This is a genomic window from Bradyrhizobium sp. 192 (genome assembly GCF_023100965.1).
Classification (GTDB): Bacteria; Pseudomonadota; Alphaproteobacteria; order Rhizobiales; family Xanthobacteraceae; genus Bradyrhizobium; species Bradyrhizobium symbiodeficiens.
In genome coordinates, this window is the sequence record NZ_CP064690.1 from 4,393,597 (window position 1) to 4,409,287 (window position 15,691).

The window sequence follows — 15,691 nt, forward strand, 5'->3', positions numbered from 1 at the left end:
CATGACCAAGCTCATCATCGACGGCAAAGAGATCGATGTTCCCGCCGAATACACGCTGCTTCAGGCGTGCGAGGCGGCCGGTGCCGAGATTCCGCGCTTCTGCTACCACGAGCGGCTGTCGATCGCCGGCAATTGCCGGATGTGCCTCGTCGAGGTGAAGGGCGGCCCGAAGCCGGTCGCGAGCTGCGCGTGGGGCGTGCGCGACTGCCGTCCGGGCCCCAAGGGCGAGCCGCCGGAGATCTCGACGCGTTCGCCGATGGTGAAGAAGGCACGCGAAGGCGTGATGGAATTCCTTCTGATCAACCATCCGCTGGACTGCCCGATCTGCGACCAGGGCGGCGAGTGCGATCTGCAGGACCAGGCGATGGGCTATGGTGTCGACACCAGCCGCTTCGCCGAGAACAAGCGCGCGGTCGAGGACAAATATCTCGGCGCGCTGGTCAAGACCTCGATGAACCGCTGCATCCAGTGCACGCGCTGCGTCCGCTTCTCGGCGGAAGTCGCAGGTGCCCCCGAGATGGGCGCCACGGGCCGCGGCGAGGACATGGAGATCACGACCTATCTCCAGCACGCGCTGACCTCGGAATTGCAGGGCAATCTCGTCGACATCTGCCCGGTCGGCGCGCTGACCTCGAAGCCTTACGCGTTTGCCGCGCGCCCGTGGGAGCTCGGCAAGACCCAGTCGATCGACGTCATGGACGGCGTTGGGTCTGCGATCCGCGTCGACACCCGCGGCCGTGAAGTCATGCGCGTGCTGCCGCGCATCAACGAGGCCGTGAACGAGGAGTGGATCTCCGACAAGACCCGCCACGTCGTCGACGGCCTGCGCACCCAGCGGCTCGACCGGCCCTATATCCGCGAAGCCGGCAATCTGCGCGCGGCGAGCTGGACGGAAGCCTTTGCCGCGATCGCTGCGAAAGCGGCGCGCACCGACGGCAAGCGCATCGGCGCGATCGCAGGCGATCTCGCCGGCGTCGAGGAGATGTTCGCGCTGAAGGATCTGCTCGCCAAGTTCGGCTCGAACAATCTGGCGGTGCAGGGCGGCGATGCCTTTGATCCCGCGCTCGGCCGCGGCTCCTACATCTTCAACCCGACGCTGGCCGGCGTGGAGCAGGCGGATGCGCTGCTCATCATCGGCGCGAACCCGCGGAAAGAGGCGGCCGTATTCAACGCCCGCATCCGCAAGCGCTGGCGCAGCGGCGGCTTCAAGGTCGGCGTGATCGGCGCCAAGGCCGATCTGACCTACGATTACGACCACCTCGGCGCAGGCACCGAGACCCTCGGTGAGCTCGCGGCAGGCAAGCACTCCTTCATGGACGTGCTGAAGAACGCCAAGAATCCGATCATCCTGGTCGGCGCGGGCGCGGCCTCGCGCCACGACGGCGCCGCCATTCTCGCCAGCGCCGCCAAGCTCGCGCTCGATGTCGGCGCGCTCAAGGACGGCTGGAACGGCTTTGGCGTGCTGCACGAGAGCGCTTCGCGCGTCGGTGCGCTCGACATCGGCTTCTCCGCAACCGGCGGGGGCTTGAACGCCGCGCAGATGACGACGTTCGGCACGCTGGACCTGCTGTTCCTGCTCGGTGCCGACGAGATCAGCGCGCCTGACGGCACCTTCGTCGTCTATATCGGCACCCATGGAGACCGCGGCGCGCATCGCGCCGACGTCATCCTGCCGGCCGCCGCCTACACCGAGAAGTCCGCGATCTACGTCAACACCGAAGGCCGGGTGCAGATGACGGGACGCGCCGCGTTCCCGCCGGGCGAAGCCCGCGAGGACTGGGCGATCATCCGCGCGCTGTCGGAGGCGCTCGGCAAGAAGCTCGGCTACGACTCGCTTGCGGCGCTGCGCCAGGCGATCTTCAAGGCCGTGCCGCATTTGATCCGTCTCGACCAGATCGAGGCCGGCTCGGCCGACCAGATCAAGAAGCTGGCGGGGAAGGGCGGTTCGCCCGAGAAGGCGCCGTTCAAGCCGCGGATCGAGGACTTCTATTTGACCAACCCAATCGCGCGTGCGTCCGCCGTAATGGCGGAATGTTCGCGGCTTGCCTCCGGGCAGATGCTGACCGCAGCGGAGTGAGCCGATGGAATTCTTCGAAAGCGCATTCTGGACCGGTTTTCTCTGGCCGCTGATCATCATGATCGCGGAGAGCGTCCTGGTGCTCGTCGTCCTGCTGATCGCGATCGCCTACATCCTGCTCGCCGACCGCAAGATCTGGGCGGCGGTGCAAATCCGGCGAGGTCCGAACGTGGTCGGCCCCTGGGGCCTGCTGCAATCCTTCGCGGACCTTTTGAAGTTCGTGCTGAAGGAGCCGATCATTCCGGCCGGCGCCAACAAGGGCGTGTTCCTGCTGGCGCCGCTGGTTTCGTGCGTGCTTGCGCTTGCCGCCTGGGCGGTGATCCCGACCAATCTCGGCTGGGTCATCGCCGACATCAATGTCGGCATCCTCTTCATCTTCGCGATCTCGTCGCTGTCGATCTACGGCATCATCATGGCCGGCTGGTCGTCGAACTCGAAGTATCCGTTCCTCGCCGCGCTGCGCTCGGCGGCGCAGATGGTGTCCTACGAAGTCTCGATCGGCTTCGTCATCATCACGGTGCTGCTCTGCGCCGGCACGCTGAACCTCTCGGCCGTGGTCGAGGCTCAGCACGTCCGCGGGCTCGCCAGCCTGATCGGACTGCCGCAGCTGACCATCCTGAACTGGTACGTGTGGCCGCTGTTCCCGATGTTCGTGGTGTTCTACGTCTCGGCGCTGGCTGAAACCAACCGCCCGCCGTTCGACCTCGTGGAAGCTGAATCCGAGCTTGTTGCCGGCTTCATGGTCGAGTACGGCTCGACCCCGTATCTCTTGTTCATGCTCGGCGAGTATGTCGCGATCGTCACGATGTGCGCGATGGCGACGATCCTGTTCCTCGGAGGCTGGTTGCCGCCGGTCGACCTGCCCCCCTTCAACTGGGTGCCGGGGATCATCTGGTTCTCGCTCAAAGTCTTCTTCATGTTCTTCCTGTTCGCGATGGCCAAGGCGATCGTGCCGCGCTACCGCTACGATCAACTGATGCGCCTCGGCTGGAAGGTGTTCCTGCCGCTGTCGCTGGCGATGGTGATCGTGGTGGCCGGCGTGCTCCAGTTCGCCGGCATCGCGCCGAAGTGAGGGCCGTCATGGGTATCAACGTCAACGCCACTGCACGCTCGCTTCTGCTGTCGGAATTCGTCTCGGCGTTCTTCCTCGCCATGCGCTATTTCTTCCAGCCGAAGCCGACGCTGAACTATCCGTTCGAGAAGGGCCCGATCTCGCCGCGCTTCCGCGGCGAGCATGCGCTGCGCCGCTATCCGAACGGCGAAGAGCGCTGCATCGCCTGCAAGCTCTGCGAAGCGGTCTGCCCGGCGCAGGCTATCACCATCGAAGCCGGTCCGCGCCGCAACGACGGCACCCGCCGCACCGTGCGCTACGACATCGACATGGTGAAGTGCATCTATTGCGGCCTCTGCCAGGAGGCCTGCCCGGTCGATGCCATCGTCGAAGGTCCGAACTTCGAGTTCGCGACCGAGACCCGCGAGGAACTGTTCTATGACAAGGCCAAGCTGCTCGCCAACGGCGACCGCTGGGAACGCGAGATCGCGAAGGCGATCGAGCTCGACGCGCCTTACCGGTGAGATGAGAGCATGATCCTTCCCGCGCTGTTCTTCTATCTCTTCGCCGGCGTCTGCGTCGCCTCGGCGGTGATGGTGATTGTCTCGCGCAATCCCGTGCACTCCGTGCTGTACCTGATCCTGGCCTTCGTCAACGCCTCCGGCCTGTTCGTGCTGATGGGCGCCGAATTCCTCGGCATGATGCTGATCGTCGTCTATGTCGGCGCGGTCGCGGTGCTGTTCCTGTTCGTCATCATGATGCTCGACGTGGATTTCGTCGAGCTGCGCGAGGGCTTCATCCAGTACCTGCCGGTGGGCCTGGTGATCGGCGGCATCTTCCTGTTCGAATTGCTGCTCACCGTCGGCGCCTGGATCATCAACCCGACCGTGAGCAAGACCATCACGGCGCCGATCCCGACCAACGTCTCGAATACCGAGGCGCTCGGCCTCGTGCTGTATACGAAGTACATCTACTACTTCCAGCTCTCGGGCATGGTGCTTCTGGTCGCCATGATCGGCGCCATCGTGCTGACGCTGCGCCACAAGGCGAGCGTGAAGCGGCAGGACATCAACGTTCAGAACGCGCGCACGCCCGACATGGCGATGGCGATGCGCAAGGTGGCGCCGGGGCAGGGGCTCCAGGACTCTGACGCTGCGGAGTGGGTGAAATGACGATCGGGCTCGGACATTATCTGGCGGTCGGCGCGATCCTGTTCACGCTCGGCATCCTCGGCATCTTCCTGAACCGCAAGAACATCATCGTCATCCTGATGTCGATCGAGCTGATCCTGCTCTCGGTCAACATCAACCTCGTGGCGTTCTCGACCTTCCTCGGCGACATCGTCGGCCAGGTCTTCGCGCTTCTGGTGCTCACTGTCGCGGCTGCTGAAGCTGCGATCGGTCTCGCCATCCTGGTGGTCTATTTCCGCAACCGCGGCTCGATCGCGGTTGAGGACGTCAATCTGATGAAGGGCTGAGCTCTCAAATGGTTCAGGCAATCGTTTTTCTGCCTCTGCTCGGCGCCGTCCTCGCCGGCCTGATCGCGCTGTTCGGCGCGCATGCCCGCAACCCCTCGGGTGACGAGCTCGATCATCACGGCGACCACGGTCATGGCGACGCGCACGCGTCGGCAGCCCATGGCTCGCATGGCCATGACGACCCTGGCCACGACGATCACGGTCACGACGACCATCACGTCTCCGAGCCGCCGGCGGCGGGTTCGCGCGGCGCCGAGCTGATCACGACCGCGCTGCTGTTCGTGTCGGCCGCGCTGTCCTGGATGACGCTGGTCGATGTCGGCTTCATGCACCACGACATCAGGATTCCGCTGCTGCCGTGGATCGTGTCCGGCGACCTCCAGGTCTTCTGGACGCTGCGGGTCGATACGCTCACCGCCGTGATGCTTGTGGTGGTGACGACCGTGTCCTCGCTCGTGCACCTCTATTCCATCGGCTACATGGACGAGGATCCGAACCGGCCCCGCTTCTTCGGCTACCTCTCATTGTTCACCTTCGCGATGCTGATGCTGGTGACCGCGGACAACCTCGTGCAGCTGTTCTTCGGCTGGGAGGGCGTGGGTCTGGCCAGCTATCTGCTGATCGGCTTCTGGTACCAGAAGCCGTCGGCGAACGCGGCGGCGATCAAGGCCTTCGTGGTAAATCGCGTCGGCGACTTCGGTTTTGCGCTCGGCATCTTCGCGATCTTCCTGCTGGCCGGCTCGACCGATTTCGAGACGATCTTCCACGCTGCGCCCGGCCTGACCGGCAAGACCATCGACTTCCTCGGCTGGCACGCCGACGCGCTGACCCTGACCTGCCTCCTCCTGTTCATGGGCGCGATGGGCAAATCGGCGCAGTTCCTGCTGCACACCTGGTTGCCGGACGCGATGGAAGGCCCGACGCCCGTGTCGGCGCTGATCCACGCTGCGACCATGGTCACCGCCGGCGTCTTCATGGTGGCGCGCCTGTCGCCGCTGTTCGAGCTCGCCCCGAATGCCCAGGCCGTCGTGATGTTCTTCGGCGCCACCACCGCGTTCTTCGCGGCGACCATCGGTCTGGTGCAGAACGACATCAAGCGCATCGTCGCCTATTCGACCTGTTCGCAGCTTGGCTACATGTTCGTGGCGATGGGAGCAGGGGCCTATTCGGTCGGCATGTTCCATTTGTTCACGCACGCCTTCTTCAAGGCGCTGCTGTTCTTAGGCAGCGGCTCGGTGATCTACGCGATGCACCACGAGCAGGACATCCGCAACATGGGCGGGCTCTGGAAGAAGATCCCCTACACCTATGCGGTGATGGTGGTCGGCACCCTGGCGCTCACAGGCTTCCCGCTCACCGCCGGCTATTTCTCCAAGGACGCGATCATCGAGTCCGCCTATGCCTCGCACAACCCGTTCGCGATGTACGGCTTCCTGATGACGGTCGTCGCCGCCGGCCTGACCTCGTTCTATTCCTGGCGCCTGATCTTCAAGACCTTCCACGGCGAGCCGCATGACGAGCATCACTACGAGGCCGCGCACGAGGCTCCGATCTGGATGCTGATCCCGATCGGCGTGCTCGCGGTCGGCTCCATCGTTGCCGGCTTCCCGTTCAAGGAGCTGTTCGCCGGTCACGGCATCGAGGAGTTCTTCCGCGAATCCGTGAAGATGAACCCGCACATCATCGAGGACATGCACCACATCCCCGAGACCATCGCCCTCCTGCCGACGGTGATGATGGTGCTGGGCTTCCTGGTGTCGTATCTGTTCTACATCCGACGGCCCTATCTGCCGGTCGAGCTCGCGAACACGCAGCCGATGCTGTACAAGTTCCTGCTCAACAAATGGTACTTCGACGAGCTCTACGACATCATCTTCGTCCGTCCGGCGAAGTGGATCGGCTATCAGCTCTGGAAGAAGGGCGACGGCTTCATCATCGACGGACTCGGTCCCGACGGCGTCTCGGCCCGCGTCCTGGACGTCACCCGCAACGTCGTGAAGATCCAGACCGGCTATCTCTATCACTACGCGTTCGCCATGCTGATCGGTGCCGCCGGTCTGATCACCTGGTTCATGTTCGGCTTTGGAGGCCAGTAAATGACGACCTGGCCCATCCTATCGGTCACGACGTTCCTGCCGCTGGTCGGCGCGCTGATCGTCTATCTCAGCCGCGGCGATGACGAGGCCGCCCGGCGCAATTCGCGCTGGATCGCACTCTGGACCACGCTGATCACCTTCGCGGTGTCGGTGATCCTGGTCATGCGCTTCGACGCCGGCAACCCCGACTTCCAGTTCGTCGAGAAGGCGAACTGGCTCGCCACCGGCATCACCTACCACATGGGCGTCGACGGCATCTCGCTGCCGCTGGTGATCCTCACGACCGCCGTGATGCCGTTCTGCATCATCGCGAGCTGGAAGGCGATCACCAGACGCGTCCGCGAATACATGATGGCGTTCCTGATCCTGGAAACGCTGATGATCGGTACCTTCTCGGCGCTCGATCTCGTGCTGTTCTATTTGTTCTTCGAGGGCGGCCTGATCCCGATGTTCCTGATCATCGGCGTCTGGGGCGGTCCGCGCCGGGTCTACGCGTCGTTCAAGTTCTTCCTCTACACGCTGCTCGGCTCGGTCCTGATGCTGCTCGCCATCATGGCGCTGTACTGGAACGGCGGCACCACCGACATCCCGACGCTGATGCACACCGCCGTGCCGCGCAGCCTGCAGACCTGGGCGTGGCTGGCCTTCTTCGCATCGTTCGCGGTGAAGATGCCGATGTGGCCGGTGCACACGTGGCTGCCCGACGCGCATGTCGAAGCGCCGACGGCGGGCTCGGTGGTCCTCGCCGCGATCATGCTGAAGATGGGCGGCTACGGCTTCCTGCGCTTCTCGCTGCCGATGTTCCCGCTGGCCTCGCACGACTTCGCGCCGCTGATGTTCACGCTCTCGGCCATCGCCATCGTCTACACCTCGCTGGTGGCGCTGATGCAGGAGGACATGAAGAAGCTGATCGCGTACTCGTCGGTAGCGCATATGGGCTTCGTCACCATGGGCATCTTCGCCGGCACCATGCAGGGCGTCGCCGGCGGCGTGTTCCAGATGATCTCGCACGGCATCGTCTCCGGCGCGCTGTTCCTCTGCGTCGGCGTCGTCTACGACCGCCTGCACACCCGCGAGATCGCTGCCTATGGCGGCCTCGTCAACCGGATGCCGCTCTACGCGCTGACCTTCATGGTCTTCACCATGGCCAATGTCGGTCTGCCCGGCACCTCAGGCTTCGTCGGCGAGTTCATGACGCTGCTCGGCACCTTCAAGGTCTCGATCCCGACCGCGTTCTTCGCCACCTTCGGCGTGATCCTCTCGGCGTGCTACGCACTGTGGCTCTACCGCAAGGTCGTGTTCGGGGCGCTGGTCAAGCCGTCGCTGGCGAGCATGAAGGATCTCACCTTCCGGGAGTGCCTGACGCTGTTCCCGATGATCGCGCTGACGATCCTGTTCGGCGTCTATCCGAAGCCGGTGCTCGACATGTCGGCCGCCTCGGTCCAGCAACTCGTCAACAACTACAACACCGCTGTGACGGCCGTGAAGGCCGCCGCACTGCTCCAGTGATCGGGCAGGTCAGGATATCGCCATGAACTTTGTGACTGCAGGTTACCAACTGGCGCCGGTGCTGCCCGAGATCGTGCTCGCGATCGGCGCCATGGCTCTGCTGATGCTGGGCGCCTATCGCGGGCAGGGGACGACCGGTACCGTCACCTCGCTGGCGGTCGTGCTGCTGGTCGTGGTCGGCGTGCTCGAATACATGCTGCCCGCGGGCAAGCAGGTGACCTTCGGCGGCAGCTTCATCGTCGACGACTTCGCCCGCTTCATGAAGATCCTGGCCCTGATCGGCTCGGCGGTGACGCTGATCCTGTCGACCGAGTTCCTGTCCGACCCGTCGCGCCGCATCTTCGAATACGCCATCCTGGTGCTGCTCTCGACACTCGGCATGATGGTGCTGATTTCGGCCGGCGACCTGATCTCGCTCTATCTCGGCCTCGAACTGATGTCGCTCGCGCTCTACGTCGTGGCGGCCTCGAACCGCGACAACGCCAAGTCGACCGAAGCCGGCCTGAAGTACTTCGTGCTCGGTGCACTGTCCTCGGGCATGCTGCTGTACGGCGCCTCGCTGATCTACGGCTTCACCGGCACGGTCAGCTTCACCGGTATCGCGGCGACAGCGACGGTCTCGAATGTCGGCCTCATGTTCGGTCTGGTCTTCCTGCTCGTCGGCCTCTGCTTCAAGGTCTCGGCAGTGCCGTTCCACATGTGGACGCCTGACGTCTACGAGGGCGCGCCGACCCCGGTCACCGCCTTCTTCGCGTCGGCGCCGAAGGTCGCGGCGCTCGCCGTGTTCACCCGCGTCACGCTGACCGCTTTCCCGGGCATCGTCTCGCAGTGGCAGCAGATCCTGGTGTTCGTGTCGATCGCCTCGATGGCGCTGGGTTCGTTCGCCGCGATCGGCCAGAGCAACATCAAGCGCCTGATGGCATATTCGTCGATCGGCCACATGGGCTTCGCGCTGGTCGGCCTTGCCTCCGGCACGGTCGAGGGCGCCCAGGGCGTGCTGATGTACATCGTGATCTATGTCGCGATGACGCTGGGCTCGTTCTCGATCATCCTCGCGATGCGCCGCAACGGCCAGGCGGTCGAGCAGATCAGCGATTTCGCCGGCCTGTCGCGCACCAATCCGCTGCTCGCCTTCATGTTCGCGATGCTGCTGTTCTCGCTCGCGGGCATTCCGCCGCTCGCGGGCTTCTTCGCCAAATGGTACGTCTTCGTTGCCGCCATCAAGGCGAATTTGTTCACGCTCGCCGTCGTCGGCGTGCTCACCAGCGTGGTCGGCGCCTACTACTATCTCGCCATCGTCAAGACGATGTATTTCGAAGAGCCGGCCGGTCAGGTCGATCCTGTCAGGGTCGAGGTGAAGACGGTGCTGGCGGTGTTCGGCCTGTTCAACATCCTGTTCGCGCTGTTCGCGGGTCCCGTGGTGAGCGTCGCTTCCGCCGCCGCGAAGTCGCTGTTCTAGGATGGCTTTCGCGCTCGGTCCTCGCGCATCATCCGCGGGCTACAGGCTCGCGGCGTTCGAGCGGACCGGCTCGACCAATACCGAGGCGATCGAGCACGCGAGGCGCGGCGAGCGCGGCCCGATGTGGTTCGTCACGTCGGAGCAGACTGCCGGCCGCGGCCGCCGTCAACGCGCCTGGATCGCGCCGAAGGGCAATCTCGCCGCCAGCATCCTGGAGGTCCTGGACGTGGCGCCGGCCGTCGCCGCGACCATCGGCTTTGCCGCCGGGCTCGCTGAAGAAGCCGCGCTCGAGAAGGTGAGCCTCGAGGCCGCCCTGCGCCTCGGTGAGGGCCGTCCCCGCTACGCGCTGAAATGGCCCAACGACGTGCTGGCGAACGGCAAGAAGCTCGTCGGTATCGGCCTGGAGGCTGAGGCCGTCGGCGACCGTCTCGCCATCGTCGTCGGCATCGGCACCAATGTCGTGGGCGCGCCCGAGGGAACGCCCACACCTGCCATCTCACTGGCCGCGCTCGGCGTCCAGATCAGTGCCGAGGAGCTGTTCTCGGCGCTATCGGACGCCTGGGTCGAGTTCCGGGGCATCTGGGACAATGGACGCGGCTTTGCCGATATCCGAAAACTCTGGCTGGAGCGCGCCGCCGGTCTCGGTGAACGGGTCGCGATCAACACGGGAGCGACGACGCTGGACGGCATTTTTGACACGATCGACGACACCGGCTGCCTGATCGTCCGCACCGCGGAGGGCCGCCGGGTGCCGGTCGCCGCGGGCGAAGTGTTCTTTGGCCCTGTCGCCTCCGTGGGAGCTGCGTGATGGCGAAACCTGAGGAACTGGTATTTGCGCCGCTCGGCGGCGTCGGCGAGATCGGCATGAACCTGTCGATCTACGGCCTCGGCAGCCGCCAGCAGCGCGCCTGGATGGCGGTCGATCTCGGCGTCTCCTTCGGCGACGAGGAGCATCTGCCCGGCATCGACCTGATCATGCCGGACATCAGCTTCCTGGAGAAGGAGCGTAAGAACCTGATGGGCCTCGTGCTGACGCACGCCCATGAGGATCATTTCGGCGCCATCATCGACCTCTGGCCGAAGCTGAAATGCCCGATCTACGCGACGCAGTTCAGCGCGGCGCTGTTCGAGGCCAAACTTGCGGCCGAGCGCAACGCGCCGAAGATCCCGGTGACGGTGGTGCCATCCGGCGGGCGCGTCGATATCGGCCCGTTCAACGTCGAGTTCATTCCGGTTGCGCATTCGATTCCCGAGTCGCACGCGCTGGCGATCCACACCACCGCCGGCATCGTGCTGCACACCGGCGACTGGAAGATCGACCCGACCCCGATCATTGGCCGCCCGACCGACGAGAAAAGGCTGCGCGAGCTGGGCGATGAGGGCGTGCTCGCCCTGATCGGCGATTCCACCAACGCCGTGCGCGACGGCCGCTCGCCTTCCGAAGCCGAGGTTGCCAGGACCATCACCGAGCTGGTGAAGGCAGCAAAGGGCCGTGTCGCGGTCACGACCTTTGCCTCCAACGTCGCGCGCCTCAAGGCCGTCGCCGATGCGGCGCGGGCTGCGGATCGCGAGGTCGTCGTGGTCGGCCGCGCCATGGAGCGCGTGTCGCAAGTCGCGCGTGAGACCGGCTATTTCGACGGCGTGCAAAACTTCCGCTCGACCGACGTCTACGGCCATCTGCCGCAGGACAAGGTGCTGGCGCTCTGCACCGGCAGCCAGGGCGAGGCGCGTGCCGCGCTGGCGCGTATTGCCAATGACGACCATCCCGAGATCACATTGAACCGCGGCGACTGCGTCATCTTCTCGTCTCGCACCATCCCTGGTAACGAGAAGGCCGTCGGGTCGATCATCAACAATTTGGTCCTCCAGGGCGTCGAGGTCATCACCGACCGCGATCATCTCGTTCACGTCTCCGGCCATCCGCGCCGCGACGAATTGCGCGACATGATCTCCTGGGTCAGGCCGCAGCTCCTGATCCCCGTCCACGGCGAGGCTCTGCATCTGCACGAGCACGCCAAGCTGGCGCGCGCCGCCGGCGTGCCGCGCGTCCTGGTCATTCGCAACGGCGACCTCGTCAAGCTCGGCCCCGGCGATCCCGGCATCATCGGCGAAGTGCCCTCGGGCCGTCTCTACAAGGACGGCACGATCCTGGAGGATTCCAAGTCCCGGGCCGTGGTCGAGCGCCGCCGTATGGCGTTTTCCGGCTGCGCCTTCGTCGCCATCGCCATGACCGAGCAGGGCGAGCTGGCCGACGATCCCGAAGTCGATCTCGTCGGCATTCCCGAGAAGACCAGGGAAGGCGAGCCCTTTGACGACCTCGTCTTCGATGCCGTGGTCTCCACCATCGAGGGCCTGCCGAAGGCGCGCCGCCGCGATGCCGACGCCTTGGGCGAGTCGGTGCGTCGCGCCGTCCGGGCCGTGATCAACGAACATTGGGGCAAAAAGCCTCCCTGTCTGGTACACGTACTGACAGTTTAACGGGAGAGAACCATGCTGGGCCGGCTCAACCATGTCGCGATCGCGACCAAGGATGCCGTCAAGTCTGCGAAGATCTACGGCACGGCGTTCGGCGCCCAGATCTCGGAAGCCGTGCCGCTGCCCGAGCACGGCGTCATCACCGTGTTCGCGACGCTGCCCAACACCAAGATCGAGTTCATCGAGCCGCTCGGCGAGACCTCGCCGATCGCAAAATTCGTCGAGCGCAACCCCGACGGCGGCATCCACCACATCTGTTACGAGGTCGTCGACATCATCGCCTCGCGCGACACGCTGGTGAAGGAGGGCGCGCGGGTACTCGGCGACGGCGTGCCGAAGATCGGCGCCCACGGCAAGCCGGTGCTGTTCCTGCATCCGAAGGATTTTTCCGGCGCGCTGGTCGAAATCGAGCAGGCATAGGCCGCGCCATGGCCATCCAGATATCGACCGCGATCGCAATCTACTTCGTCATCTGGTGGGTCGCACTGTTCCTGACGCTGCCGTTCGGCGTGCGCAGCCAGCACGAGGATAACGTCGGCGCGCCCGGCACCGACCCCGGCGCGCCGATCCTGACCCGGATGAGGAGCAAGCTGATCTGGACCACCATCATCTCGGCAATCATCTACGGGATCGCCATGGTCGCCTATCACGCCGGCTATCTCTCGATCGAGCGCCTGTCGAAATTGATGGGCATGCCGTTCTAGATTTTTTTGATATTGCTTTGGGGGGAACGAATGACTTTTCTGAGGATCGTCATCGCGCTTCTGGTGCTGATCGTCGCCGGCCTCGGTGCCATCGGCTATTTCGAATGGAGGATGGCCGCCCAGGTGCGCACCCTGAAGGCGTTCGTCGAGGGCTACGTCTTCAACGAAGCGGTGATGGCCTGCGAGCAGGCCAAGAGCTCAACTCCGTTCAAATGGAACGGGGGCAAGAGCACCTCGGTGATCGGGTTGAACTCCGTCAAGCTGGACAAATACAACGTCAGCGCCAGCTACACGCTGGTGGCGGATCTCGTTTATTGCGATTACGATCCGATCAAAAGAAAGGCCGAGATCGGCTCGAGCTTCCTGGAGCGGGAGTAACGATCCGGCCCAGCAGATGGGACGGGATCGTCATGGCGCAGGAGCAGGCCGGGGATTATCGTATTCTGCATGAGGCGGCCTTGCGGGATTATCTCGCAGGCCTGCCGGACCTGAAAGCGCTCCTCGGCGATCCCGCCGGCTGGGAGATCACCGAGGTCGGCGACGGCAATCTCAACCTCGTCTTCATCGTCAAGGGCGCGAGTGGCGGCGTCGCCGTGAAGCAGGCGCTGCCGTACGTGCGCCTCGTCGGCGAGAGCTGGCCGTTGCCGCTGTCGCGGGCGCATTACGAATATCTCGCTCTGTCCCGGCAGGCCCAGCTCGCGCCCGGCCTCGTGCCGGCCTTGCTGCATCACAACGACAATCTGGCGCTGACGGTGATGGAGCTGCTCGAGCCCCACATCATCATGCGCAAGGGGCTGGTTGCGGGAACGCAATACCCCGGCTTCGTGGACGACATCACCACCTTCATGGCGCGAACGCTGTTCTTCACCTCCGACCTCGCGCTGTCTGCGGCCGAGAAGAAGGAGGGCATCGCCGCGTTCGCCGGCAATCATGCGCTCTGCAAGATCACCGAGGATTTGATCTTCACCGATCCCTACCGTATCGCCGAACAAAATCGCTGGACCGCGCCATATCTCGATGCGCTTGCTGCCAGCCTGCGAGACGACATGGAGCTGCACGTTGCCGTCTCCCGGCTCAAGCTGAAGTTCATGGCAAGCCCCGAGGCGCTGCTGCATGGTGATCTCCACACCGGATCGATCATGGTCACCGATAGCCAGACGCGGGTGATCGATCCCGAATTCGCGTTCTATGGCCCGATGGGGTTCGACGTCGGCGCCGTGATCGCCAACCTCCTGATGGCCTATTTTGCCTCGGCCGGTCATGAGCGCGCGCCGGGCGAGCGGGCCGCATTCGAGTCCTGGGTGCTGGCGACGGTCGAGAACGTCTGGAACGAATTTTCGCGCAAGTTCCTCGACCTCTGGCGCGCAGGCGCCGCGGGCGATGCCTATCCCGCCTCGCTCTTCGCCGGCGAGCGGGGCGCCGCGCGGCTGGAAGCCGAGCGCCAAGCCTACATGCAGCGGCTGTTCACTGATACTGTCGGTTTCGCCGCGGCGAAAACCATCCGCCGTATCTTCGGCCTTGCCCACAACATCGACTTCGAGCTGATCGAGGCCCCGAACAAGCGGGCCGTCAGCGAGGCGCGCGCCGTCCGGCTCGCACGGGCGATGATGGTGGAGGCGGCGGCATTTCGGACGATCGCCGAGGTCGCCGGCGCCGCGCGGAAGCTGCGGGATTGGCAGCCGGAATTGTCGGGCTGAGGACGTCGCGAAAGGCGGCGGCCACGGAATTCCGGCTTCGATAAGCGGCTGAGATCCCACACAGTTTCTACTGTGCATGGGGTTGTTTTCGCAGTTTTTACTTTGAAGCCGTCTACTCCGCCGCCCTTTCCCTCAGCCGCTGCGCATAGACGTTGATGACCAGCGCCGCCAGCAGGATCAGGCCGCGGATCAGGATCTTCAGGAAGCTGTCGATGTTGACGTGGTCGAGGCCGTTATTGAGAACGCCGAGCACGAATAGCCCGACGATGGTGTTGCCGATGCCGCCGCGGCCGCCGAACAGGCTGGTGCCGCCGACGACGACGGCAGCGATGGAGTCGAGCAGGTATGTGTCGAACTCGTTCTGCTGCGCGCTGCCGAAATGGGCGACGCCGAGCATGCCGCCGATGCCCGAGCACACCGCCGAGATCACCATGACGGCACCCAGGATGAGCTTGACGTTGAGGCCGGAATATTCGGCCGCCTCGCGATTGCCCCCGACCATGTAGACGTAGCGGCCGAAGCGGGTGTAGGTCAGAACCAGATGGCCGCCGAGCAGCATGATGGCTGCAACGATGACGAGCCAGGGGATGCCGCCGATCGAGCCTGAGCCGAGCGTGGTGATCAGGCTCGGCACCTTGTAGGCGATCTGGCCGCGCACCAGCAGCGCTGAGATGCCGGCGGCGATCTGCATCATCGCCAGCGTCATGATGAAGGAGGGGATGCCGATCACGGTCAGCCCCAGCGCGTTGACGAGACCGAGCAGGGCGCAGAGCAGGATCGACAGCAGGATCGCGACCGCACCGGGCAGGGGGATGTTGGCGATGTTGACGTAGGATTCCTGCAGCGTGAAATAGGCGACCGCGATGCCGGTGACGTTGGCGATGCTGGCGATCGAGAGATCGATCTCCGCGCAGAGGATCACGAAGGTGAGGCCGACGGCGATGATGCCGGTGACCGATACTTGCGTCAGGATGTTGCCGAGATTGTCGAGCGTCGCGAAGGAGGGGCTGGCAAGGGCGAAGAAGCCGGACAGGAAGATCAGGGTGAGGAACGGGGCGATGTTGCGCATCTGCGAGCGCAGGAAGGGCGCAAGCCCTCGCGCCCGTTGCCCCGCCGCCAAAGCCGTCTCGCTGCTCATGTGCTTCT

Annotated in this window: 15 protein-coding genes; 14 read left to right on the plus strand and 1 reads right to left on the minus strand. The window is 64.6% G+C overall.

Annotation, left to right across the window (positions count from 1 at the left end):
- The first annotated feature begins 1 nt into the window (after position 1).
- The 14 genes from nuoG to mtnK are packed head-to-tail and all read left to right on the plus strand — an operon-like array spanning position 2 to position 14,545.
- Complete coding sequence (gene nuoG, locus IVB24_RS19995; protein WP_247768227.1) at positions 2-2,077, plus strand: NADH-quinone oxidoreductase subunit NuoG; 2,076 nt, start codon at positions 2-4, stop codon at positions 2,075-2,077.
- A gap of 4 nt (positions 2,078-2,081) precedes the next feature.
- Positions 2,082-3,149 (plus strand): NADH-quinone oxidoreductase subunit NuoH, encoded by a 1,068-nt coding sequence (gene nuoH, locus IVB24_RS20000; protein WP_094891751.1) that lies wholly within the window; start codon positions 2,082-2,084, stop codon positions 3,147-3,149.
- A gap of 14 nt (positions 3,150-3,163) precedes the next feature.
- Positions 3,164-3,652 carry an NADH-quinone oxidoreductase subunit NuoI gene (nuoI, locus tag IVB24_RS20005; RefSeq protein ID WP_026202312.1) on the plus strand — a complete coding sequence of 163 codons (489 nt, stop codon included), beginning with the start codon at positions 3,164-3,166 and terminating at the stop codon, positions 3,650-3,652.
- Between the two features lie 9 nt (positions 3,653-3,661).
- Positions 3,662-4,300 (plus strand): NADH-quinone oxidoreductase subunit J, encoded by a 639-nt coding sequence (locus IVB24_RS20010; RefSeq protein ID WP_094977671.1) that lies wholly within the window; start codon positions 3,662-3,664, stop codon positions 4,298-4,300.
- Entirely contained in the window at positions 4,297-4,605 is a 309-nt protein-coding gene (gene nuoK, locus IVB24_RS20015; protein ID WP_008547737.1) for an NADH-quinone oxidoreductase subunit NuoK, read from the plus strand. Before IVB24_RS20010 ends, nuoK begins: the two co-directional genes overlap by 4 nt.
- 8 nt (positions 4,606-4,613) lie before the next feature.
- A complete protein-coding gene (gene nuoL, locus IVB24_RS20020) occupies positions 4,614-6,701 on the plus strand; it encodes an NADH-quinone oxidoreductase subunit L (RefSeq protein ID WP_247768229.1) in 2,088 nt (695 codons plus the stop codon).
- Positions 6,702-8,210 (plus strand): NADH-quinone oxidoreductase subunit M, encoded by a 1,509-nt coding sequence (locus IVB24_RS20025; RefSeq protein ID WP_094977673.1) that lies wholly within the window; start codon positions 6,702-6,704, stop codon positions 8,208-8,210.
- Between the two features lie 22 nt (positions 8,211-8,232).
- The gene (nuoN, locus tag IVB24_RS20030) at positions 8,233-9,669 is read left to right on the plus strand and encodes an NADH-quinone oxidoreductase subunit NuoN (protein ID WP_094977674.1); all 1,437 of its coding nucleotides are present in this window, start codon (positions 8,233-8,235) and stop codon (positions 9,667-9,669) included.
- Position 9,670: 1 nt separating this feature from the next.
- Positions 9,671-10,477 (plus strand): biotin--[acetyl-CoA-carboxylase] ligase, encoded by an 807-nt coding sequence (locus tag IVB24_RS20035; protein ID WP_094977675.1) that lies wholly within the window; start codon positions 9,671-9,673, stop codon positions 10,475-10,477.
- Entirely contained in the window at positions 10,477-12,147 is a 1,671-nt protein-coding gene (locus IVB24_RS20040) for a ribonuclease J (protein WP_166469199.1), read from the plus strand. Before IVB24_RS20035 ends, IVB24_RS20040 begins: the two co-directional genes overlap by 1 nt.
- A gap of 12 nt (positions 12,148-12,159) precedes the next feature.
- Positions 12,160-12,564, plus strand: coding sequence for a methylmalonyl-CoA epimerase (gene mce / locus IVB24_RS20045; RefSeq protein WP_247768231.1), 405 nt, complete (start codon positions 12,160-12,162; stop codon positions 12,562-12,564).
- An 8-nt stretch (positions 12,565-12,572) separates the two neighbouring features.
- Entirely contained in the window at positions 12,573-12,848 is a 276-nt protein-coding gene (locus IVB24_RS20050) for a DUF1467 family protein (RefSeq protein ID WP_094977678.1), read from the plus strand.
- 30 nt (positions 12,849-12,878) lie between these two features.
- Positions 12,879-13,226: a hypothetical protein gene (locus tag IVB24_RS20055; protein ID WP_247768233.1), complete on the plus strand. Its 348-nt coding sequence runs from the start codon at positions 12,879-12,881 to the stop codon at positions 13,224-13,226.
- A gap of 32 nt (positions 13,227-13,258) precedes the next feature.
- The gene (gene mtnK, locus IVB24_RS20060; RefSeq protein WP_247768235.1) at positions 13,259-14,545 is read left to right on the plus strand and encodes an S-methyl-5-thioribose kinase; all 1,287 of its coding nucleotides are present in this window, start codon (positions 13,259-13,261) and stop codon (positions 14,543-14,545) included.
- 112 nt (positions 14,546-14,657) lie between these two features.
- Here the strand turns inward: mtnK and IVB24_RS20065 are convergent, their stop codons facing one another.
- Complete coding sequence (locus IVB24_RS20065; protein ID WP_166469202.1) at positions 14,658-15,683, minus strand: ABC transporter permease; 1,026 nt, start codon at positions 15,681-15,683, stop codon at positions 14,658-14,660.
- Positions 15,684-15,691 lie beyond the last annotated feature (8 nt).